At 34.5% G+C, this 24,009-nt stretch carries 21 protein-coding genes and 1 pseudogene; 9 read left to right on the top strand and 13 right to left on the bottom strand.

Annotated features, from left to right (window positions below; translation table 11 throughout):
- The first annotated feature begins 207 nt into the window (after positions 1-207).
- Complete coding sequence (locus ACHZK0_RS26355) at positions 208-1,440, top strand: chloride channel protein (protein ID WP_262741470.1); 1,233 nt, start codon at positions 208-210, stop codon at positions 1,438-1,440.
- Positions 1,441-1,480: 40 nt separating this feature from the next.
- On the opposite strand, the gene ACHZK0_RS26360 is transcribed toward ACHZK0_RS26355, so the two are convergent.
- Positions 1,481-2,176: a YjjG family noncanonical pyrimidine nucleotidase gene (locus ACHZK0_RS26360; RefSeq protein ID WP_262741469.1), complete on the bottom strand. Its 696-nt coding sequence runs from the start codon at positions 2,174-2,176 to the stop codon at positions 1,481-1,483.
- Positions 2,177-2,282: 106 nt separating this feature from the next.
- Between ACHZK0_RS26360 and ACHZK0_RS26365 the strand changes: the two genes are divergently transcribed.
- Positions 2,283-2,954 carry a transcriptional regulator YeiL gene (locus tag ACHZK0_RS26365; protein WP_262741468.1) on the top strand — a complete coding sequence of 224 codons (672 nt, stop codon included), beginning with the start codon at positions 2,283-2,285 and terminating at the stop codon, positions 2,952-2,954.
- A gap of 64 nt (positions 2,955-3,018) precedes the next feature.
- Here the strand turns inward: ACHZK0_RS26365 and ACHZK0_RS26370 are convergent, their stop codons facing one another.
- The 3 genes from ACHZK0_RS26370 to ACHZK0_RS26380 all read right to left on the bottom strand — a co-directional run bounded on the left by ACHZK0_RS26370 (position 3,019) and on the right by ACHZK0_RS26380 (position 6,075).
- Entirely contained in the window at positions 3,019-3,645 is a 627-nt protein-coding gene (locus ACHZK0_RS26370) for an FMN-dependent NADH-azoreductase (protein WP_000246726.1), read from the bottom strand.
- 190 nt (positions 3,646-3,835) lie between these two features.
- Positions 3,836-4,483, bottom strand: a complete 648-nt coding sequence (locus ACHZK0_RS26375; protein ID WP_262741466.1) for a response regulator — start codon at positions 4,481-4,483, stop codon at positions 3,836-3,838.
- Between the two features lie 20 nt (positions 4,484-4,503).
- On the bottom strand, positions 4,504-6,075 hold the full coding sequence (locus ACHZK0_RS26380) for a GAF domain-containing sensor histidine kinase (protein WP_270340395.1): 1,572 nt from the start codon (positions 6,073-6,075) through the stop codon (positions 4,504-4,506).
- Positions 6,076-6,209: 134 nt separating this feature from the next.
- Here ACHZK0_RS26380 and pdxK point away from each other — a divergent pair, with 134 nt between their 5' ends.
- Positions 6,210-7,034, top strand: a complete 825-nt coding sequence (pdxK, locus tag ACHZK0_RS26385; RefSeq protein ID WP_000174252.1) for a pyridoxine/pyridoxal/pyridoxamine kinase — start codon at positions 6,210-6,212, stop codon at positions 7,032-7,034.
- Positions 7,035-7,113: 79 nt separating this feature from the next.
- Here pdxK and ACHZK0_RS26390 read toward each other — a convergent pair whose 3' ends face one another.
- The 8 genes from ACHZK0_RS26390 to ACHZK0_RS26425 all read right to left on the bottom strand — a co-directional run bounded on the left by ACHZK0_RS26390 (position 7,114) and on the right by ACHZK0_RS26425 (position 16,505).
- Positions 7,114-8,169 (bottom strand): GGDEF domain-containing protein, encoded by a 1,056-nt coding sequence (locus tag ACHZK0_RS26390; protein ID WP_395761047.1) that lies wholly within the window; start codon positions 8,167-8,169, stop codon positions 7,114-7,116.
- 145 nt (positions 8,170-8,314) lie between these two features.
- Positions 8,315-8,518 carry a YbdD/YjiX family protein gene (locus ACHZK0_RS26395; RefSeq protein WP_000919820.1) on the bottom strand — a complete coding sequence of 68 codons (204 nt, stop codon included), beginning with the start codon at positions 8,516-8,518 and terminating at the stop codon, positions 8,315-8,317.
- Complete coding sequence (gene cstA, locus ACHZK0_RS26400) at positions 8,511-10,589, bottom strand: carbon starvation protein CstA (RefSeq protein ID WP_395761048.1); 2,079 nt, start codon at positions 10,587-10,589, stop codon at positions 8,511-8,513. Before cstA ends, ACHZK0_RS26395 begins: the two co-directional genes overlap by 8 nt.
- A 121-nt stretch (positions 10,590-10,710) precedes the next feature.
- Positions 10,711-11,427, bottom strand: a complete 717-nt coding sequence (locus tag ACHZK0_RS26405; RefSeq protein ID WP_088098565.1) for a LytR/AlgR family response regulator transcription factor — start codon at positions 11,425-11,427, stop codon at positions 10,711-10,713.
- 246 nt (positions 11,428-11,673) lie between these two features.
- Positions 11,674-12,873, bottom strand: coding sequence for an MFS transporter (locus ACHZK0_RS26410; protein WP_071724461.1), 1,200 nt, complete (start codon positions 12,871-12,873; stop codon positions 11,674-11,676).
- A 291-nt stretch (positions 12,874-13,164) separates the two neighbouring features.
- A complete protein-coding gene (locus ACHZK0_RS26415) occupies positions 13,165-13,905 on the bottom strand; it encodes a WecB/TagA/CpsF family glycosyltransferase (RefSeq protein WP_063262387.1) in 741 nt (246 codons plus the stop codon).
- A gap of 15 nt (positions 13,906-13,920) precedes the next feature.
- Complete coding sequence (locus ACHZK0_RS26420; RefSeq protein WP_395761049.1) at positions 13,921-15,021, bottom strand: glycosyltransferase family 4 protein; 1,101 nt, start codon at positions 15,019-15,021, stop codon at positions 13,921-13,923.
- Positions 15,022-15,098: 77 nt separating this feature from the next.
- Positions 15,099-16,505, bottom strand: coding sequence for an O-antigen ligase family protein (locus tag ACHZK0_RS26425; RefSeq protein WP_262741461.1), 1,407 nt, complete (start codon positions 16,503-16,505; stop codon positions 15,099-15,101).
- Positions 16,506-16,776: 271 nt separating this feature from the next.
- Here ACHZK0_RS26425 and ACHZK0_RS26430 point away from each other — a divergent pair, with 271 nt between their 5' ends.
- The 3 genes and pseudogenes from ACHZK0_RS26430 (at position 16,777) to ACHZK0_RS26440 (ending at position 18,840) form a co-directional block, all read left to right on the top strand.
- On the top strand, positions 16,777-17,409 hold the full coding sequence (locus tag ACHZK0_RS26430) for a trimeric intracellular cation channel family protein (RefSeq protein WP_000924376.1): 633 nt from the start codon (positions 16,777-16,779) through the stop codon (positions 17,407-17,409).
- Between the two features lie 129 nt (positions 17,410-17,538).
- Positions 17,539-18,084: pseudogene (locus tag ACHZK0_RS26435) on the top strand (protoglobin family protein); the annotation flags it as partial.
- A gap of 54 nt (positions 18,085-18,138) precedes the next feature.
- The gene (locus tag ACHZK0_RS26440; protein WP_395761746.1) at positions 18,139-18,840 is read left to right on the top strand and encodes a methyl-accepting chemotaxis protein; all 702 of its coding nucleotides are present in this window, start codon (positions 18,139-18,141) and stop codon (positions 18,838-18,840) included.
- 92 nt (positions 18,841-18,932) lie between these two features.
- Here ACHZK0_RS26440 and ACHZK0_RS26445 read toward each other — a convergent pair whose 3' ends face one another.
- Positions 18,933-20,246: an ArnT family glycosyltransferase gene (locus tag ACHZK0_RS26445; protein WP_395761050.1), complete on the bottom strand. Its 1,314-nt coding sequence runs from the start codon at positions 20,244-20,246 to the stop codon at positions 18,933-18,935.
- A 308-nt stretch (positions 20,247-20,554) separates the two neighbouring features.
- Here ACHZK0_RS26445 and ACHZK0_RS26450 point away from each other — a divergent pair, with 308 nt between their 5' ends.
- From ACHZK0_RS26450 to ACHZK0_RS26460, 3 genes are all read left to right on the top strand, one after another.
- Positions 20,555-21,067, top strand: a complete 513-nt coding sequence (locus ACHZK0_RS26450; protein WP_000412135.1) for an acyl-CoA thioesterase — start codon at positions 20,555-20,557, stop codon at positions 21,065-21,067.
- Between the two features lie 538 nt (positions 21,068-21,605).
- Positions 21,606-23,060 (top strand): oligosaccharide flippase family protein, encoded by a 1,455-nt coding sequence (locus ACHZK0_RS26455; protein ID WP_270340377.1) that lies wholly within the window; start codon positions 21,606-21,608, stop codon positions 23,058-23,060.
- A 28-nt stretch (positions 23,061-23,088) separates the two neighbouring features.
- Positions 23,089-23,910 carry a glycosyltransferase family 2 protein gene (locus tag ACHZK0_RS26460; protein ID WP_262741909.1) on the top strand — a complete coding sequence of 274 codons (822 nt, stop codon included), beginning with the start codon at positions 23,089-23,091 and terminating at the stop codon, positions 23,908-23,910.
- Positions 23,911-24,009 lie beyond the last annotated feature (99 nt).

Raw genomic sequence — 24,009 nt, forward strand, 5'->3', positions numbered from 1 at the left:
TAACAAAAGAAATATATTCCATATCCATTTGAAAAAGACCTTTTAAAACCCACGATTACTATATAGAATTAAGTAAGTAGTTTAACTGTATACATTTCAAATTCAGACCCCAATATATTGAATAAGCCAACCTCTCAAAAAGATACTATACATATTCATTTCATTTCGCACCTTTCGCCATTACAACTTACATAACGGAGGTATCACATGACAAACACAAAGGACATGCACTATATACTCGTCCTATACGGCATTCTTTTAGGCTCTATAGTAGGAGCAACAGTCTGGCTATTTTTAGTTACAATAAATATCGGCATTCACTTTATTTGGGGATACTTACCTACTATTTTCTCTTCTCCCCCGTATTACACTATTTGTGTAACAACTATCGGTGGTATCCTCGTCGGTTTAACTCAAAAATACTTCGGCACATACCCACGTCTTATGCCGGAAGTGATGGGTGAATATAAAAAAACAGGTAGAATTGAATACCGTTTTGTACATAAAGCTACTTTAACTGCGATTATTGTTTTAATATTTGGAGCTAGCTTAGGTCCCGAAGCAGCACTTGTTGGCATTATCGGTGGACTTTGTACATGGATAGGGGATCGCTTTACATTCGCCTTAAAAGGAATGAATGAACTAACAGAAGTTGGAATTGGTGCTACTTTAAGTGTAATTTTTAACGCGCCATTATTCGGTTATTTAGCTCCAAATGAAAATGAGGGTGAGCAAATTAACGAGTTTTCTAAAGGAAAAAAAGCAATTGTATATTTAGCTACCACTTTCGCTGGTTTTTCCGTTTATTTATTACTTAGTAAATTCGATAATCGTGGATCCTTTATCGTTGATTTCGGAAAAGGTTCCCTTTCTCTTAATGAATGGATTGCCTTTCTACCACTTGCTAGTATTGGCGCTATAGTTGGCTTCTTTTATTTCAAATTAGAATTCACATTAGAGAAATTAATCCATCCCTTAAAAGAATACAAACTATCACTTGGAATTATCGGTGGTATTTTATTAGGAATTACAGGAACTTTTCTCCCGTACACGTTATTCTCAGGAGAACATCAATTAAAAGATTTAGTTGTTGAATGGAGCCATTTATCCTTCTGGGTACTACTTCTTTCAGGGGTTTTAAAATTATGTATTACTGCCGTTTGTTTGAATACAGGTTGGCGCGGTGGACACATTTTCCCAATTATATTTGCTGGATCTAGTATTGGATATGCTATAGCATCCATTATCCCTATAGATCCAATTGCTTCAGTAGCCATCGTCACGACAGCAATTTCAAGCTATGCATTAAGAAAACCAATTGCAATAACATTACTATTACTCATGTTTTTCCCGCTCAATTTACTATTACCGATGCTTGGAGCGGCAGCGATTGGTAATGCATTTCCACTTCCTAAAAACAACGACGCTACAAGCGAATAAAAGTAGGCAGTAGGGACAAAAGTTCCACTGCCTATTTCTATTACACACGTTGCTTCAATAGTGCGTATAACTCTTCAAAATTTTGCACTTCATATGTTGGCACAATCTCACTATCATTTGATTTCTTTTCTCGATTAAACCAACAAGTATCAATTCCCGCTACATATCCGCCTTTCATATCAGCACTTAACGAATCCCCAATAATGAGCCCCTTTTCTGGAGCAAAATTAGGAATTCGTTCAAAAACATAATCAAAATACTCTTTCATCGGCTTTTGGAATCCTGTATCCTCAGAAACAAAAATATCTTGAAACAAGGCATGTAATCCTGCATTACGTAAACGTTTATCTTGCGTCTGAGAAATACCGTTTGTCACAATATATAAATCGTACTCACTTTGAATTTGAGTTATAAATTCAAATGCGCCTTGCATGAGCTGATTTCCTTCTTCTAAGTAGCTACGATAATTATTTTCGAATAATATCCCATCTACCTCTTCCCCATATTCTTTCAACAAAATCGAAAATCGTGTATTTAAGACTTCATCACGATTTATTTCCCCTTCTTCAAAAGCCTCCCAAAGGCGTTTATTAATTTTTTTATACTGCGCCTCAATCTCTCTAGTTAGATTAATCCCTCTCTCTTCAAACAGCATACGTAACGCCACTTTCTCCGCCTTTTGAAAATCTAACAATGTATCATCTACATCGAATAACAATGTTTTATATTTTTTCATAAGCCCTTCACGCCCTCTTTTCTACAAAAATAAATTTACGTAAATCGTATCATTCCTTCTTGTAAACATAATAGGAGATATCTCATACTAAACAGGAGGTGAAAACATGAAAGTTAGCAAAAATAGCGAAGAAATCTCTCATTACATGCAAACTTCCAACTTCCATACCCTTTTTTCTTTTAATGTCTTACCATATGCTGAACTACACTCCTTTCAAAAGAAAGAAAGGATATGTACCGAAGGAGTTGACGTTCCTTATCTTTATTACTTAATTTCCGGGAAGGCAAAAATATATATGAGCCATAAAAACGGGAGGGTCTCCTTAATTAACTTTATTCAAGAACCTTCGTTCATTGGAGAATTAGGTTTAATTGGTGTGGAATCTGTTACAAAAACGGTAGAAGTGATTGAAGATTGTATATGCTTAGCGCTTCCTCTTAAAGAGTGTCAGTATCTTTTGTTGCAAGATGCTACCTTTCTACAGAAACTATGCAAATTTATCGGTGAAAAAACAATTAACCGAACAGAGAGTTACGCCAAAAATAATAGTTATCCGTTCGAAAACCGGTTAGCGGCATTTATTCTATTAACAGAACAAAATAATAGTTATACAGAGAAACACACCGAGGCTTCGGAATACTTAAATGTCAGCTACCGTCATCTTTTATATGTATTAAACCAGTTTTGCCAACAAAATTACTTACAAAAAGATGGAAGAACCTATTACATACAAGATCGAATTCAACTAGAAAAACTGGCTGACGAACTTAAATTATAAAAAAAAGTAGCATTAACGTTTATCTGTTAATGCTACTTTTTTCGAGTGACGATTCTATTTTCAATTAAAATTTACTTGCTACTTTAGCTGCTTCCTCAAGACCAGCTGTAATGATTTCTTCTGCTTTATCTGGGAACTGGTTATGTCCTTCAATAACTACTGTTTCCATATTCGTCGCACCGAAGAAGCCCATCATGCTTGCTACATATTTAACAGCCATTTCTACTTCTGCTGCTGGACCTTCAGAATATACACCACCGCGCGCGTTTAATAATGCAATCTTCTTATCTCCAATTAGACCAACTGGACCTTCTGGCGTATATTTAAACGTTTTTCCAGCTCGGTTTAAATAATCAATATATGTGTGCAATACTGCTGGGATTGTTAAGTTCCATAATGGGAAACCGAAAACGACTTTATCAGCTTCTAAAAATTGATTTAAATACTTATCAGCAACTGCTACTGCTTTTGCTTCCTCTTCAGTTAAATCAAATCCTTTACCTGCCTTGAATGTACCATTAATCATATCTACGCCTACATATGGTAATTCTTCTTTATATAAATCAAGTTCTACTACTGTATCATTTGGATGTGCTTCTTTATAGTTTGCTAAAAATGCCTCGTATAATTTCACACTAACTGCTTGTTCCGCTGGGCGGTTGTTTGCTTTTACAAATAAAACTGTTGCCATTGTTTTTCCTCCTAGTACTCACTCTTCTGTTGTTATATGCTTTCAAAAAAGGTATCCCTTGTAATTGTTGTTTTGTTGCTTACAAACATATTTTATCTTTATATCAAGACAATTTCGTCCTCACATAGACGTATTTTTCCATAAAAAAAGTCCACCTTCTAAAGGCGAACTAGGTCTTACGACTTTTGTCTTATACAATTCCGTTTTTCACTGCATATAATGCCGCTTGCGTGCGATCAGATAAATTCAACTTACTCAAAATACTACTTACATGAGCTTTTACCGTTTTTTCTGTAATAACTAAAACGGAAGCGATCTCTTTATTACTCATCCCTTTCGCTAATAGCTGCAACACTTCATTTTCTCTCGCTGTTAACACATCCACTTGAATACAAGGTTCTTCTTCTTTTTCTTCCATAGGTAATGTTTGAGAGAGAAGAGCATTTGCTATATCCGGATGTAATTGAATATTACCTTTATATGCGCTTCGAATAGCTTCAACAAGCTGATCCGGTTCTACATCTTTTAAAATATAGCCGCTTGCTCCCGCCCTTAACGCTGGTAAAACATGCGCCTGATCAGAGAAACTAGTTAATACAATTACTTTCACATTTGGATATTCTTTTTTGATGCACGCCGTCGCCTCGACACCATCCATTTCGGGCATATATAAATCCATTAGTACCACATCAGGATTTGTCTCCCCTACTTTCACTAATGCTTCTTTCCCGTTATTTGCTTCTCCAACTAACGCTAAATCTTCCTGTGTACTCAAGAAAAATGCTAACCCTTTTAGAACGACTGTATGATCATCAACTAACAATACTTTTATTTTCACAAACTTCCCTCATTTTCACATCATAATGGTACGTTTACTTTTACACTTGTTCTTTTCTTATCACTTACGATTTTAATTGTTCCACCAACTAATTCTACTCTTTCACGCATCGTAGTCATACCGAGTGATTTCTTCTCTTTTATATTCTTTTCTACAAAGCCATTTCCTTGATCGACTATTTCTAATGATACATTCTTCTCCGTCACTTTGAAATAAATCGCTGCTTCTCTGACATTCGCATGTTTACTTACGTTATTTAACGCTTCTTGTCCAATTCGCCATAGTGCTTCCTCTACTACGCGCGGCAAATCACGAACACCTGTAACTTGTTCCCGAATTTTCAATCCCAAACTTTCGCCATATTGCTTTAAAGCTGGTAATAATCCTTTCTCTAATCCCGCTGGACGTAGTTGCCAAATTAACGTCCTCATTTCTTTTAAAGCTCCTTGCGATAACTCACGTATCTCATGTAAAGATTGATCTACCTTTTCATTTCTCCCCTTTAAGACAGCTTCGGCACCTTTCGTCATAAAGGTTAATGAAAACAACTTTTGTGAAACAGAATCATGCAAATCTCTTGCTAAACGATTACGTTCTTCCATTCGTACAAGTTCTCGGCGCTTTTCGTTTAACCTTAAATTCTCTATCATTAAAGATATATGGTTTGCTAACGCCTGTACTACATCTATCGTATTTATATCAAATTCTCCATTATTCGAACTTACACTTAATACGCCAAATATATGATCTTGAATGTGTATGGGAATGGCAATAACTGCTCGATTAGGATGTACGATATTCCCAACCTGACTCTTTAACAAAACAGGTTCTTCTTTTTTTAGCGCTTCCTGTGCCGCTGACTTCAAATCCTCTTGCAACTCATCTATCTTATACGAAGCTCTTACAGCAAGTTCATTTTCTTCTCTAATAAGGAATACAACTTGCTCCCATAGAAATAACTTCCCTATTTGTTTTACAATCTCCTCAGGCAATGCATTAAATTTATGAATCGTCCTTAAAGCTTGAATAAAAAGTTCTAACTTTACATAATAATGAGCCCTTCTCTTTTCATTCTCATACAATTTTGTACGTTTTAATGCTGTTCCAATTTGGAACGCAACTGATTGTAATAGCACTAATTCTTCTTCAGAAAAATGCGTTTTACCTGGGCTAGCAACATTTAATACGCCAAATTCATCTTCCCCAGCTTTTAACGGCACTGTCGCATGATGCACGATTCCTTCTGTATCTCCCCAGTTATATTCAATCGCATTATTAATTCTTTTACATTCAATAATATTAACGGCTCTCTCTAGTTTTCCTTCCACAAATCGGTGTAAACACCAACAATTCCCCTCACACATCGGTCGTTTATTTTCAAATCTCAATCCCTCTGGCAATTGATAATCAATTAATTTCGTATATCTACCATTTTCATCCGCAAGAAATATCCATCCTGTCGTTAAACCCGTTACATTCAATAATTTTTCCAATACAGCTTGCATCACATGATATGTATCATTTGAAGTGTTCAACGTCTCTGCAATCTCTTTTAATATAACTAATTCATTTGTACGATTTTCTTGAAACATAACTCGTCTCCTACATACAAGATTTTCAATTGCTCCTAAAATAAATCATCTACTTTTCACTTTGTACTTATTCGTAACATTGATATAATGGTGAAAACATAGTTTTCATTATATCACTTGAGGGGGCTTTCATAATGACATTAAATAAAGCACTTACTATCGCTGGTTCTGACACAAGTGGCGGTGCTGGTATACAAGCAGATTTAAAAACATTCCAAGAACTTGGTGTATACGGAATGACATCTCTTACGACAATCGTAACGATGGATCCACATAACGGTTGGGCACATAACGTATTCCCAATCCCTGCTTCTACATTAAAACCACAATTAGAAACAACAATTGAAGGTGTTGGCGTAGATGCTTTAAAAACAGGTATGCTAGGATCAGTAGAAATTATCGAAATGGTTGCAGAAACAATCGAAAAACATAATTTCAAAAATGTAGTAGTTGATCCTGTTATGGTATGTAAAGGTGCTGATGAAGCATTACATCCTGAAACGAATGATTGCTTACGTGACGTTCTTGTTCCAAAGGCATTAGTTGTAACACCAAACTTATTTGAAGCTTACCAACTAAGTGGCGTAAAGATCAATTCTCTTGAAGACATGAAAGAAGCAGCGAAAAAAATCCACGCTTTAGGTGCGAAATACGTCCTAATTAAAGGCGGTAGCAAGCTTGGTACAGAAACTGCAATCGACGTCCTATATGACGGAGAAACATTCGACCTTTTAGAATCAGAAAAAATTGATACAACAAATACACACGGCGCAGGTTGTACATATTCTGCTGCAATTACAGCAGAACTTGCAAAAGGAAAACCTGTGAAAGAAGCAGTAAAAACTGCTAAAGAATTTATCACAGCTGCTATCCGTTATTCGTTCAAGATTAATGAATACGTAGGCCCAACACATCACGGTGCATATCGTAAATTCGTTGTATCAAAAGAACTTGTCTAACCTATAAATGAAAACACCCACAGAGTTTACATTTTCTCTCTGTGGGTGTTTTTTATAAACTCTTCTGGTCATCGTATCTTTAAGATGCAGAACTAACTTGATTTCTACCATTTCTTTTGGAGTAATATAATGCATCATCAGCAGCTTGAATAAATTGCTCTGGTGACCCTTCATACACTGAAATGCCTACTGAAACTGTAATTTTTATTTTTGTTCCATTTAACAATTGGAATGAATGGTTTTCAACAACTGTGCGAACTTGTTCCCCTGTACGCATTCCATAAGCTAATCCCTTCTTTGGTATCAAAAGTGCAAACTCCTCTCCACCCTTTCGAAAGGCTAAATCTGGAAATGGTGAAATTTCTCTTAAAATACATCCAATTTGTTTTAACACTTCGTCTCCTGCAGGATGTCCATACGTATCATTTACACACTTAAAATGATCAATATCTATAAGTAGTAAACAAAGTGAATCATTTTTCATACGCTTACTCCCAATATGACGATTCATCTCTAAATCAAACTGTCTTACGTTTCCTAAACCTGTCAATGCATCTATCGTTGCATATTGCCTCATCGTTTGAAATAATTCATTGGATTGCAATACATAATTTGCGCTTATAAATGTGATATATGCTGCAACACTACTACAAACTACATATAATGCTACGATAGACATATCCTTAAATAAAATAGAAAGTGGCACTACTAAAATAGATAAACTATATAAATTAAACCAGATCCATCTTGTAAATATAGAAGCTTTCATCCGCCAAATAAAAACAACTCCAACACCTATCAATACAATACTATAACAAGCCAATTCAGAGGCTAAAGAATACTCGGTAAAAAATAATCGGGTAATTAAAATAATAGTAACTGTTATACTACTAGCTATCGGACCTCCGATTATAATCGCTAAAATAACAGCTAAATAACGTAGATCCAACATAATATCCTCAATATGTACACCAAAATGCATCAATAGTACACTTAATATTCCAGTAAGCATACCTACTACACATTTCTGCCAAAGAGAAAACTCTTCTTTTAACGGCCTATCTCTTAAAATCTGACCTCCAACAAAAATAAAGGAAAGAATAATTGTTGTGTTTACAAATAAGTCCCTTAACATAAAATAATCTCCCTACTTTTCTATCTATTCCTTTCCTTATTTTATTGTATACGAGATACCTATAATTCCCAAAGCTTTTTATTTATTTTTTGCTGTTCCACGTGAAACAGCAAAAAATAAAAAGGACGAAAATTCGCCCTTTTCATTAACAACATCGTGATATCTTTCCGCCCTTTGCATTAAATCTAGCTTCTTGTGCTTCTGCAAAAAACTGTTTTTGACATACCACTTCTTCTTCTGGATGATGCTTTTTCATATGCTCTACATATGTTTCATAGCTTGGTACCCCAACGAGTAAACTAATAAAGTGTTTCCTTTTTCCCCATACTTTCCTTAGTCGTTTAAGCATAATAGTTCCTCGACTCACTTTCATCTCTAGGTATATATGGTGCCTCTTTTAGCGGCATTGGCTTATTTCTTAATACTTGAATCCAAATTCGAATTGCAGAAATTAATACAGCAATTACAACTATCATAAAAATCCCACAAAGCGCTGCATCAATATAATCATTGAAAATAATTTGTTTCATTTGGGGGACATTTTTAGCCGGTGCTAACACTTTCCCCTCATCTAATGCTCCTTGAAATACCTTTGCATGAGATAGAAATCCTATTTTAGGATTTTCATGAAATAACTTTTGATAACCCGCCGTCATTGTTACAATAAGCAATCCGACAGTTGGAATAAGTGTCACCCAAACATATGCCTTTTTCCCCATTTTGAACAAAATTGTCGTTCCAAGTAATAATGCAATACCTGCTAACATTTGGTTTGCAATACCGAAAAGTGGCCATAATGTATTAATTCCACCAAGCGGATCTACTACCCCTTGATATAAGAAATAACCCCATCCTAATACACATAACGTTGTAGCTATTACATTCGCCAATGTAGAATCCGTTTTCCCAAACGGCTTATATACATGTCCTAAAATATCTTGAATCATAAATCGGCCTACACGTGTTCCAGCATCAATTGTTGTTAAAATGAATAGCGCTTCAAAGAGGATTGCAAAATGATACCAAAAGGCCATCATGGCCGTTCCACCTATTACTTGTGAGAAAATATACGCCATACCTATCGCTAACGTCGGTGCACCACCTGTACGTGATAAAATCGTTTGCTCTCCAACGTTTACAGCGAGATCTTTTAGTTCATTTGGTGTAATAGCAAACCCCCATGAAGAAATAACTTGAGCTGCCTGCGAGACATCCGTACCGATAAGTGCTGCAGGACTATTAATCGCAAAATAAGTTCCTGGTGTTAATACACAAGCTGCAATCATTGCCATCGCGGCTACAAATGACTCCATTAACATTGCTCCATAACCGATTGGTTGTGCGTGTCCCTCTTGTTCGATCATCTTTGGTGTCGTACCCGATGAAACGAGAGCATGGAATCCAGACACCGCACCACAAGCAATTGTAATAAATAAAAACGGGAATAAGTTTCCAGAGAAAACAGGACCTGTTCCATCGATAAATTTCGAAACTGCTGGCATTTGTAGATCTGGTGCTACAATTAAAATACCGATTGCTAATCCAAAAATTGTTCCGACTTTTAAAAATGTGCTTAAATAATCACGTGGTGCTAAAAGCATCCAAACTGGTAATGCAGATGCGATAAACCCATATACAATAAGCATAATAGCAATCGTTTCACCGCTAAATGTGAACATACTTGCAAGTGTTGGATGTTCTGCTACATACTGTCCTCCAATAAGAGACAGTATAAGTAGAATAATTCCGATTACTGACCCTTCACCAACCCGTCCAGGCCTAATGTAGCGCATGTACACTCCCATTAAAATAGCGATAGGAATCGTTGCTGCTATCGTAAACATTCCCCAAGGACTTCCTACAAGCGCCTTTACTACTACTAATGCTAATACCGCTAATAAAATAATCATAATGCCTAAAATACCTATCATTGCAATAAGCCCTGTAACAGGACCAATCTCATCTTTAATCATTTCTCCTAAAGATTTACCATTCCGTCTCATTGAAGCAAATAATATTACAAAATCTTGCACAGCTCCAGCGACAACTACCCCAACAATAATCCATATTGTCCCTGGTAAATACCCCATTTGTGCCGCCAAAATCGGTCCTACCAAAGGGCCTGCCCCAGCAATAGCTGCAAAATGATGTCCAAATAATACCCACTTATTTGTCGGAACATAATCTTTTCCATCATTTAATGTATGGGCTGGCGTTTGCCGATTATTATCTAAGCCGAATACCTTTCTCGCTATAAATCTACTATAAAAGCGATAAGCAACTGCATACACACATACCGCAGCTACTAAGAGCCACACGGCATTAATAGTTTCACCTTGTGATAAAGCTATTACACCAAAAGCACCTGCTCCTACTGCTGCAATAACTCCCCAAAGTAAAATTGACTTCAATGTTTTCACATACAATCCCCCCAATACTATTGCTTAGTGGGATTGTACTAAATTTTCTGAATATTTTATTTGAATCCTCCTTATCATGAAGGATTTCTAGTTTATCATGTCAAAAATTTTGTATTATCTACTATAATTCTATTTTATTTCGAAGTTTTTTCACGTAATTCCGACTAACTGGAATCGGTTGCTCATCATATTTATCTAAATACAAATTATATGTGCCATTATAATAAGGTTTTAGTTCTTGTACATATGACATATTAATTAAATAACTTTTATGTACGCGTAAAAAATCATATGCATTTAACTTATTTTCCAGCTCCTGAAGTGTATATGTTGAAATATACTGATTATTCGTTGTATAAATTGAAACCGTTTTGTTCTCCTTATTTTTGCTTATATATACAATATCTTCAGGGAAAATATATCTAATCCCCTCTTGACCTTCTATCGGTAGTTTTCGCAAATAACTCTTTGCCTTCTCGCCTTGCTCTTTACACATTCTATATAAAAGGAATTGCAAATCTTCCTCACGAAATGGACGTAGTAAATAATAGAATGCTTGAAAACGAAACGCCGTAATCGACTCTTCTATATCTTCACCCATAAAAATCAATTTCGTATAACAGTTTACTTCCCGTAATAAACTCGCATATTCAAAACCAGTTCCATCTAGTAATTTTGAATTCAAGAAAACAAAATCTGGTGTATGCTTTTTCATGATAAATAATGATTCTGTTCCCGTATTCGCTTCAAAACATTCTACATTCTTTATATTTTCAGTGAATTTTTCAGCTAAACTTCTTCGCTCTTCTACTTCTTCCATGATCAGTAAAATTTTCATTTCTTCAACCACCTAATTCTTTTGTCCATATGTCCTGTTGTATACATTCGCTTTTATAAGAAACATTCCCTTTTTCTTACTATACCATTATTTATCTAAAAAAACAGAAAAAAGGAAACCACGACGGTTCCCCCTGCCCTTTTATTCCATTATTTGTAGGCAGTAAAACTTACTGAATGCGAAGTTTCACTGTCCCAAAAACACAATTGGTGCTGGCTAATAATCAGTGAGGGATGACCTCTCGCCTTATACTAATTCTCGCTGCTTCGTTTCTTGCCCAAGTACAATTACAGCAACTACACCAATTAAAATTGATCCACAGAAAATCGTAAATATTAGTGATAATGAAGCCTGTGAAGCAACTAAATATCCTACTAATAGCGGCCCAAGAATACCACCAATACGACCGAATGCTGCTGCCATCCCTGCACCTGTACCACGAATAGCTGTTGGATACTGTTCCGGTGTATAAGCGTATAAGGCACCCCAAGCACCTAAGTTAAAGAAAGATAGTAACATGCCTGCTACAATCAATACTGTTAATGACTCCGCCACACCAAACAAGTAAGCACTACACGCTGTACCGATTAAATACGTAACTAAAACAAACTTACGACCAAGTCGTTCAATAAACCAAGCCGCTGTGAAATATCCTGGCAATTGAGCTAACGTCATAATAAGTACGTACTGGAAACTTTTTATTAAACTAAATCCTTTTAATACCATTACACTAGGTAACCAAAGGAACATCCCATAATAGGAAAAGACAACAGAAAACCATAGAATCCATAACATAATTGTTGCCCTACGATATTCTCCAGACCAAACTGACTTTATATTTTCAATAACGGATGGTCTTTTTTCAACCTTTTGGAATCTCGGTGAATCCGGTAAATTCCATCTTAAATATAAAGCATATAGTGCCGGAACCGCGCTCAACACCATTGCAACTTCCCAACCATATTTCGGAATTACAAAATAAGAGATAAGAGCTGCAATTAGCCATCCACCCGCCCAAAAGCTTTCTAATAGCACAACTATTTTGCCACGTTCATGTGCTTCAACACTCTCTGATACTAATGTAGAAGCAACTGGAAGCTCTCCACCAAGCCCCATACCAATTAAAAATCGTAACACAAGGAACATCGCAAGTGTCGTCGTTAAAGCAGTTAAACCACTACCTATAGAAAATAGTAATAATGTAATAATAAAGACTGATTTCCGCCCTATTTTATCTGATAGTATTCCAAAAACTAGCGCTCCGACTGCCATACCAATTGAATTAATGCTGCCTATCCAGCCCATTTCTTGCGTACTTAATCCCCAATCTTTTTGCAATGCCACCATTACAAATGAAAGCATTCCAACATCCATCGCGTCAAATAACCATCCAAGCCCCGCTATTCCAAGTAGCTTTCGCTTCGAAATTTCTTTCACCTTGCCCACAAGAAGTCCTCCTTACACAGCTGTCTTTACACATCATTTTACATGTGTGAATTGTATAAGTAAAATACTTTCGTTCAAAAAATTCTCCTTCAGCATTCCCCAAAAATAAAATACTTATCACACTATTTGAGGGCCGTAAGACTTCCACCTCAAAATTCAGCTGAAGCAAAGAGGTTAGATGGAAGATCGACTGTCGTTAAACGTCCGATTGGTGCGGGCTAATAATCAGTGGTGGATGAGCAAAGCCTCACTTTATTAAAAATGACCAAATAAAAAAGTAGCGATATTCCGCTACTTTTTCGAACGCATGACTTCTTTTAAAAATTCCGCTAGTACTAACTGACGGCGCCAACGCGTTGGATTACTACACAATCTATAAAACCACTCTAAATTAATTGCTTGAATCCATTTTGGTGCACGTTTTACCTCTCCAGCCCATACATCTAAACTTCCGCCCACTCCAACAGCCATTTTCGTTTCTAAACGATGCTTATTAGTTTGGATAAAGTTCTCTTGTCTCGGGAAACCCAGTGCAACAAGTAATAGATCTGGTTTTGCTTCTTGAATACGAGAAACGATATTCTCTTCTTCGTCTTGTTTAAAATACCCATCTTGTGTACCCACAATAGATACAGCTGAATACGTCTTCGTTAAATGATCGGCTGCAGCTTGTACAACATGCGGTTTTGCACCAAGTAAGAAAACAGATACCGGTTTATTCTCCTCTGATAACTTTGCAAATAAATTACACATTAAATCAAAACCTGCTACACGTTCCTTTACAGGTGTACCTAACATCCCACTTGCTTTTACAACTCCGATACCATCAGGTGTAATTAAATCTGTATTTAATAATGTTTGATGGAATGCTTCATCCTTTTTTGCACACATAACAATTTCAGGATTTGCTGTTACTACCTGAAAAGTATGAGCTCGCTCCAATTCTAGTTGTCCCTTCAAATATTGGACTGTTTCATCCATTGTCATTGTAGAAAAAGGAACACCTAGAATATCAACCGTTTTTACTTCCATGATTAACTATCCTCTCTATTTCAGTAAAAGTTTTTTATATGCATTATAAGTATCTTCATACAAATTCTTTAGCGAGAAATGAGTAGATGCGTGATTATATAAACGATTTCCCATCGCTTCTAATTCACCATTCAACCATTTTTCATGAGCATCTTCTAATGCGTTTGCTAACGAGTTTGCATCACCAATTGGTACAATCCATCCATACGTATCATCAACTATTAACTTTTTCATATCACCTACATTTGTTGCAATAGATGTTAAACGTTGATTAGCCGCTTCTAGTAAAACAAGAGGGAAGCTTTCGCTATAAGAGGTTAACAAATTAATGTGTGCAGATGCATATAATTCTTTTGAATCTGTACGGAAACCTAGAAACATCACCTTATCCTCTAAGCCCTTTTGTTTCACCATCTCTTTTAATTCTGCTTCTATAGGCCCATCACCAAGCAAAAGTACCTTTATATTTGGAATCTTAATTTTTTGTAATGCTTCAAATAAAATATCATGACCTTTAACAGGGTGAAGACGCGCTACTTGAATGGCTGTAAATACTCCTTCACCGATGCCAAATTCACTCTTATCATAAGGTTTTGCTGGAGTACTATCATACTCAATTCCATTATAAACCGTACAAATCTTCTCTTCTGGTACACCTAGTTTTATTATGTTTCTCTTAAAGTTTTCCGTAATTGCAAAGAATAAATCTACCTTCCTGAAAGAACGTAAATTTAACTTTGTAAATACCCATCCTTTTAATCCCCTCTTCATAAAATCCAAAGTTGGATCACTGTGGACAGTCATTATCCATTTCGCTTTTATACCTTTTTTCAAGAGGGAGAGATAGAAATTTGCTCGTGCGCCATGTGTATGCACAATGTCAAATTGATTTTCATTAATAAATGCCTTTATTTTTGAAAGAATTGATAGGTCGTACCGAGATGATTGAGTAAAAACATGCACTTGAATACCAAGGTTTCTCGCCTCTCTAGCAATCGCACCTTCTTCAAATACCATTAATTCCACTTCTTCCTTTGAAAATTGAGATAAAAGTGAAATAATATGTGTTTTCCCCCCACCTTCTTCTGCACCAGCATTCATATGCAACACTTTCATTTCTTACATCCCCCATTTTTTCTTTTTATTTACTATAACAAAATAAAAGCTAACATATGCTAGCTTTTATTTTTCTATCATTCAATTTCCAAGTCAACTATTAAATATGCCATGATTAATACTAAGTAGAAACTCACTCCAGGTGCAATTAAAATATGACCAGCCATGAATGAGATACCTAATCCGAGAAGTATTGCTGCGATCATCATTGCATATTTCACTGTGAATATTTGTTTAAATTTAGTAAATATACATGCAATAAATTTAATACCAAAGTATAAGAATGGAATTACAAGTAAAATAAACCCTATGATTCCGAAAGAATAGAACCAATCATGGAAGTCACGTTCAATTAATTTCGGCTGTTCTTTATAGTTACCAGCATAACCCATCCCTAATAATTTTTGAGACATTGGGGCTTCATTATAGAAATCTTTATACATCTGTTCAAATAATTGACGCCCACTAAAAATAAGAGCTTGCGTTTCTTCTTTCTTCTCCGCTACTTTTTCTTTTGCTTTCTCTTTTTCCTTTTCTTGCTCTGTCACAGGAGGTTTGTGCTCTTTAGCTTCCTCCTTCTTTTTCTCTTCCTTTTTCGCACTCTGTTCTTGTTCAATCAATTGGAAATGGAATCCCATATTTTTCATAAACGGTGAAAAAGGTGTATATGCCAATATGCCTACAAATACAGTTATTGCAAGAAAACCATTTAATAAATAGGCATGTTTCTTTCCATCTTTACGCTGTGTAAATGCTTGAATAAAGCACATAACAACTGCGATAGCCATTGATCCAAAGATTGCTCCTACGCCAACCTTTGTCCCAATTGCAAATAGTGAATAAACAACTAAAATTGAAGGAATCCAATAGTACGCTTTACCTATACTTTTTGTTTTTTCGATTGAATATAAAATAACGATTGGACACATGATGGCTAAAATAGACCCTAGCTCGTTACCTGCATAAAACCAACCGCGTGATCCCAACTTTACCCATTCATAACTATTATAATCTGTTCCAGTAGTAATCGAAGCTACCATGACTACTCCTATAATTAGCGATGCATACGTAATATAATCACGCATTTTTGAGTTTGAATGGCTTTTCTCTTTTAAAGACTTAAATACAAATACATAACAAGTAAGCATAACAAAAGGATATAAAGCTTTTGCTATAAACTTAATTTCCTCTGTAAGTACCATAGGATTTTTTGTAAGCTTATTATTTACTAACCCGATGGTGAAGACAATTCCTACTAAGATTATATACAATATATATTTTATATTTCCTTGTTTCTTCGTTTGAATTAAAATATATATCCCGCTCAGGAACATAACGAATAAGCGTGTAATAACTCCAATTGTCGTATCAATTTTTAAAACCATGATACAGAACGCTGTAAGCAAATCTAAAATTGGTTGCAACAAAATAAAGATTAGTAGAAAATTTTCAAATTTATTACTTTTACTATTTTCGCTTAACATCTAGAACCTCCATAACTATTACCTAATTTCAATCTATACTTTTAATATTTTTTTCTCATCTCAAATATTTATTATAACATATATTTTTTAATTAAACGTCTCACATTTCTACCCAACCTTACCTTATAGAAAAAAGCGTATTTGCATTTTCAAGCGCTTTCTTTCCTCATTTTTTCTTTTTTTCTACATGTAACGAAAATGCATTGTTATTTACATAACTTTAGTGTATATTTTTTCTCTGGAACATCTTTAGGAGGAAGGGATTACAGCAATGTTATTAATCGACATATTTACGTTTCTTGGCATTATCGCCGCTGCTATTTCCGGCACATTAGTTGGTTTAAAAAAAGATTTAGATTTATTCGGTGTCCTTTGTTTGGCTGTAGCTACTGCGCTCGGCGGCGGTATTATTCGTGATATTATGATTGGTAACCTGCCTCCCGTCGCATTTGTTAAACCTATTTACTTTTTCGTAAGCGTATTATCAGCATTATTTACTTGTATGTTTTTTGAGCGTATCAATAAACTGCAAGTCGTTATTATGCTTTCTGATGCTGTTGGCTTAGGTGTTTTTACAGCTATTGGTGCAAATGCGGCAATGTCACATCATGTTGACGCCTCATTTTTAGTTGTTTCAATGGGAGTCATTACAGGTATTGGAGGCGGTATTTTGCGTGACATTTGCGCTCAAGATATCCCTTACGTATTCCGAAAAGAAATTTACGCAATCGCTTCTATTTTAGGAGCAATTAGTTTCCTAATCACATATGCAATGGGGGCACACGTATTAGCTTTTTATGTCTGTTTATTAGTAACATTCATTATTCGTGTTGTCACTGTAATATATAATGTACATTTCCCAGTTTTCTTTAAAACACATGCTAAAATTAATAAAGGCCATTAAGAGAATTCTGCATAGAATTCTCTTAATTTATATACTATTCTACACACTAGTGTAGAGTAATTGTATATAAAAATATATAATTATATTAGAACCAAAAATGAAAACGCTTTATATACAGGGGGAAGAACGATGCTTGGGGTTTTTAAAAAACATACAAATAAAACAAACGCCAGTATACTTGAATTAAGTAAGGACCAAAAAATCACTTTTAACGTGCCTACTAATTCTGAACTGAAGACTCAAATGGATATGCTACATATTTCAAAAGAAGATTTACAAATCGTAAAAGTACTACAGCCCTTTATTTATGAAGAAATTGATTGGATTACGGAAAAATTCTATGCCAATATTACAAAACAGCCTAATTTAATTACTATTATTGAACGTTATAGCTCCGTTCCAAAATTAAAGCAAACTTTAAAGACACATATAAAAGAATTATTCAGCGGAGATATGCACGAAGATTTTATTGAACAACGTGTTAGAATTGCCAAAAGACATGTACAAATTGGTTTACATAGAAAATGGTATACAGCTGCTTATCAAGAATTATTCCGCTCTATCATGAAGATTTTAAAAACGAAAATTACAACAATTGACGATTTTTCTTATTCTATAAACGTAATAAATAAATTATTTACACTTGAACAAGAACTCGTTATTGCGGCTTATGAATCTGAATATGAAAGAATGCAAAAAGAACTTGAAAAGGAAAAAGAAATAACAGCTATGACCATTACACATATTGCAACAGAATTAGCATCTGTATCTGAAAAAACAAGCGCTTCTATTCAGCAGTTAACTGCTAAATCTGAAACTATTGTAGAAATTGCCAAAACAGGTACATCATTAGCTACAACATCAGAAGAAAAGGCGAATAAAGGGAAAGAGCAATTAAACCAGCAAAATCAACGAATGGAATGCATTCAAACGAACATGGAAACGATTATTACAGATACTCATGAACTTCTCGATATTTCTAACAAAATTAACGAAATTATAGATATTGTAAAATCAATTGCAGAGCAAACAAATTTACTCGCACTAAATGCTGCTATTGAATCTGCACGTGCTGGGGAATTCGGCAAAGGCTTTTCTGTTGTAGCTGGAGAAATTCGAAAGTTATCAGAGCAAACGAAAGAATCTATATTCAACGTTACAAAGCTCGTTGAAAAAACAAATGAACAAATTATTCGTGTCTCTTCTTCAGTGAAACAAATTAGCTCCCTTGTATCTGAAGGAACTGATAGTATGTCTGCGACAGATCAATATTTCCAAGAAATTGTAAAAGACATGTCTAACTCGAAAGAACAGAATAAAAAAATTGAAAATGAGTTAGAAACCATTTCACAAGTAATGAAAGGAATTCAAGACGATTCCTCAAAAATGGCTCTAACAGCTGATAGTTTACAACTAGAACTGAATCGATAGGGTAAAGCTTATGTCAGTAGAGTTTTTTCATCTCTGCTGACGCTTAGCCCTCATCTTCCACCCATAAAAAAAGAATCCAAACTGGATTCTTTTTATTTTCTGAAGAATATTTTTTGACAATACACATAACTCATATAAACACCAAAGCTTTGCAAAATAAACAAAGCTGGCACTATAAGGTTGTAATATGCCATATCTACTTGAAAGAGTCTTAACAAGACGTATCCGCTAATTAATAATAAGAACAACATATATCCTTCGTTTTGTTGTTTCTTAATAAGAAAGTGTAATAAAGCTATAGACATAAATAACGTTACCGCTATATATATAAGTTTTTCACATTTAAATAGAATAGAATGTATTCCCTCACCTGAGAATTGATTAATTACTGGCTTTAAAAGTTTAAATCTTTCTTCTTCCATCTCTTTTAGCCTTTGATCAATATGCTCCGTTACGCTTTGATTCTTTGTTATTTTCCCCTCATTTTTACCTTTTCCAATTAAAACAGATTGAACATACGTCTCATTTGAAATTGTATATTGTGACATTCCCATTGTCTGAATTCCATAACTCACACCAAAATGAGCACTATAAAATAGAATAAGTATCCCTATCATCTTTAATAGTACCTTTTGCTTCATTGCTGATTGAAAGAGTTCAATTAACAACACATATACAGCAATAAAAATAGGAAGAAATAATCCCATTGGGAAAATCATATTACTACATGCAAATAAAATTGCTGAAAGTACCCACATATAAGGATGATCTAAACCTTTATATAAAAGTATGTAGCAAGCTAAATAAAATAAAAATATTGCGAGTGATTCCGGTGTTAATAAGGAACTCATAAATATATTCGGAATATATAAAGCGTAAAATACAGACGCAATACGGCCGCACTCTTCTCCAAAAATGATTGCCGCAATACGATAAATGAAAAATGCAGTCCCTGTGCAAAATAAAATATTGAATAACTGCAATGCGAATACTGTATCGCCAAATACACGAATAATAATTGATTCATAAATAATAAAAGGTAACTGCGCTACGTTCTCTACGTTATTACCAATTGCAATCTGCTTTGCAGAATCAAACATAGCTTTCATATCACCAATTATCGGAACGTCTACAAATAGAACCATACTAAGTCTCACAATTATAGATGTACTTATAAGGAAAACAAGAAATTGTTTATCTGTAAAACGATACTGTAAAATCGATGCCACTAACAGCATGAGAATAACAAAAATAACCAATACGATTGTTACACTTGTTGTACTGTCGCCAAAAAATTGTTTACTTGTTTCAAACGCTGACCAACAATTATAAACAAAAAATGCGAGCATCGCACCAATCATTATTTTACTGAAAAAAGACGAAAAATTTGTTTGTATATGATTCATATGTCTATTGCACCTCTATTTCCATTCATAACAAAACGATTCTATCATGAATAGGTACACAGCTGATAGGGAATTTCTATGACAAATACAGGGTCCTAATTTTTTCACTTGCAATGTAAGCGAATCCTCTTTTACACTACACTTTATATAGTAATAAATTTTCTTTCAGTTACATGAATACAAATACAGAAGTTTTACTAACCCTCTTCTGGAATTCTTTACTTCATTAAATATCTATCGATTTTTATTTGTACTCCACTTACAATACATGTCATTCTGATTGAAAACAGGAAATAGGGGCTGACCATATGGAAAAGAAATTCATGCGAGAATCCAAAGCAATTAAAACAACACGTGTTTTTCCGAATGATTTAAATAATCATCAAACACTTTTCGGAGGAAAATTATTAGCAGAAATTGATAGTATCGCTTCAATTGCAGCTGCAAGACATAGCCGTAAACATTGCGTAACAGCATCTATCGATTCGGTTGATTTTTTAACTCCCATTCACCAAGCAGATTCTGTTTGTTACGAAGCATTCGTATGTTATACAGGAAAATCTTCAATGGAAGTGTTTGTAAAAGTAATTGCAGAGAATTTATTAGCAGGCGAACGTAGAATAGCTGCAACATGTTTCATTACATTCGTTGCATTAAAAGACGGAAAACCTTCTTCTGTTCCACAAGTACTACCGGAAACTGAAGAAGAACATTGGCTTCACACAACTGGTTCTGAGCGTGCAGAAAGTAGAAAAAAAGGACGTGTAAAAAGCAAGGAAATGGCTGAAGTTTTAACTTTAAGTAAACCTTGGAGTATATAGACCTTCACCATTTAAACATCTTCTGAGCGAATAGCTATCACATATTCGCTCATTTTTTATAATCAATTCCACACCTTCATACAACCATTACTCCTTTTCACACATGTTATGTAATATTTTTATACATACCCGTTTGCTATTAACTTTTTCTAATTAATAAAATCTCATTTATCCCGCTATTTGCGGGTTATAAAACTCCACCTCAAAATTCGGCTGGAGCAAAGACGTTAGGCAGGAACCCCGCTGCCCGTAAACGTCCGATTGGTGAGGGCTGATAATCAATAAGGAGATGAACAAAACCCCACAGATTAAAGTTTCACTTTATAACACGGTTCTATGCCATCAACAGTTGATTTACAAAGTTTATGTAGGGTACACTTATACGGGTGGTCAACAAAACAATTTAAGGATTTGTAAATCGTGTAGAAAACACCTTACACTTCATTATATTGAGAGAATTAACTCTAGTAAAAAAACCTTACTATGACATAGCAAGTATTTTAATGAAACTGGATTATTTTAATGGAAAGGTGAAATTATGCAGAAATCAATTGCTTCAAATATTTTTTATAAAATACTGCTCAACACGTTTAATATTATACTTCCAATTTTAGTTGGTCCTTACGCATATCGAACGTTAGGAGCAAGTTCAATCGGAACCGTTAATCTTGCTGAAACTTTTTTCAATTACTTCTTCGTGTTCGCCGTATTTGGTGTATATCAATATGGTTTACGTGAAATTAGCTTAATTAAAAACGATAAAAAGAAAGTTTCTAAATTATTTACAAGTCTCTATGTAATTAATTTCACAACTAGTATTTTGGCTTTATCAGGCTTTGTGCTCTTTAGTTATATTGGATACAGACATGAAAGTCTATTTCCTGTTCTTCTTATTTTCGGTTTTAACTTTATATCTAATATGTTTTATGTGGAATGGTTCAATGAAGCATATGAAAATTATGACTTCATCACTAAAAAAACAGTTATCGTTCGATTAATCTATGTCGTACTTCTTTTCTCTTTCATTCATGGGGTCGACGATTACAAAACATATGCTGGTTTATTAGTATTATCGACATTTTTAAACCACTCTATTAGCTTTATATATGTGAAACGACAAGTGAAATTTGATTTTTCCGACTTAACCATTATTCCTCATTTGAAACCGTTACTATTAGTCTTGATTTTTTCAAATGCTAATATTTTATACACTCAATTAGATCGTCTTGTTTTAGGGGTATATGTTGGAAAAGAAGAAGTTGCATATTACGTAATGGCTTTTCAAATTATGATGATTATTAATACACTTATGTTAAGTGTTGTACAAGTAACCGTTCCAAGACTGTCTTACTTATCGGGGAACGCATCTGAAATGGAATACGAATCATTATTAAACAAAATTTCAAAAGTATATTTCATTACCCTATTCCCTGCCTCAATTGGTTTAATGCTCATTGCTCATGGAGCTGTTGTTATTTACGGTGGACAACAATTTGCTGCGGCTGGTAATACATTAATTGTTTTCGCCTTCTATATGATTACAGTCGGTATTGAGTCCATTTTATCGAATCAAATTATTTATGTGAAAAAGAAAGAAAGCATTTTAGTGCGATTTTTATTCATTTGTGGATTTATCAACTTAGCATCCAATATTGCACTAATATACTTCCAAGTACTTACACCAACAACCGCAATTTTCACAACAACAATTGCGAATTGTTTCTTAATCACATTTGAATATATTTATGTGAAAAAGAAATTAAAAGTGAATTATACGTTATTCGATATACAAAAACTTAAATATCTATTTTATTCACTAACATTTGTCCCGATAGCATTCGTTATCGATATGCTCGTATCTGGACAAATACTACAAGTTATCCTAGTAATAATGACGTGTGGATTAACATATGCTCTTATCCTCTTTATAACAAAGGATGAAATTCTCTTTTCACTACTTGAAAAGATATTAGCACGATTCAAAAAAGCTTAAACGCAATCTTTAAAAGGAGCTGTTAAACTTGAAATTTTCTTTAATCATGGCTACTTGTGGCAGACGTGATGATATTCTTGACTTACTAAAATCACTTGAACAACAAACTTACAAAAACTTTGAACTTATCGTAGTAGATCAAAATGATACGCCAATCTCTGATTTATTTGATGCATATAAAGATAAATTTTCTATTAATTACATTTACACACCTATTAAAGGTCTATCGAGAGCTCGAAATGCAGGCTTAAAAGTAGCAGATGGTGATTTCATCGCTTTTCCAGATGATGATTGTATTTATGAAACAAATGTTTTAGAGAGTATATTAGAAACTTTCAACTCTAATAAAGATGTTCATTTCATCTCAACAAACACTACAAATGTGGAAGGGACAGGTTCTTTAATACACGCACCAAATTCAGATATTATTTTAAATAATAAATATGGATTCATGGGACCTTCTTTCACACTATTCTTCACAAAACAATTTGTACAAGATGTAGGTACATTTGATGAAGATTTAGGTGTTGGTTCTGGAACGATTTATGGAGCTGGTGAAGAAACTGACTTTGTACTACGTGGTATGAAACAAAATTATACTGGTTTATTTAGAAAAGATCTGTTCGTATACCATCCTGTAAAAGAGGAAATTATTAATGAACAATCATTAAAACGTGCTATTTCTTATGCTGGTGGTTTTGGTAGGGTTATTCGCTTACACTATGGATTCCCCTATTTCTTACGTGCTGTCGCTGCCGCATCATTCCGTATGACACAAAACATTTCTAATGATAAGCGTAAATTCCACGCAAATCGCTTACGCGGTATTGTTCGTGGATATTTAAAATAAAAAACAAGATGTAACCACTTTTATTAAATGGTTACATCTTGTTTTTTTATTTCTCTTGCATCGCTTATTTCTTGCAAAATAACCCATTATTCTTTTATA

Origin of the sequence: Bacillus sp. 3G2 (assembly GCF_044324725.1) — a bacterium.
Taxonomy (GTDB): Bacteria; Bacillota; Bacilli; order Bacillales; family Bacillaceae_G; genus Bacillus_A; species Bacillus_A mobilis.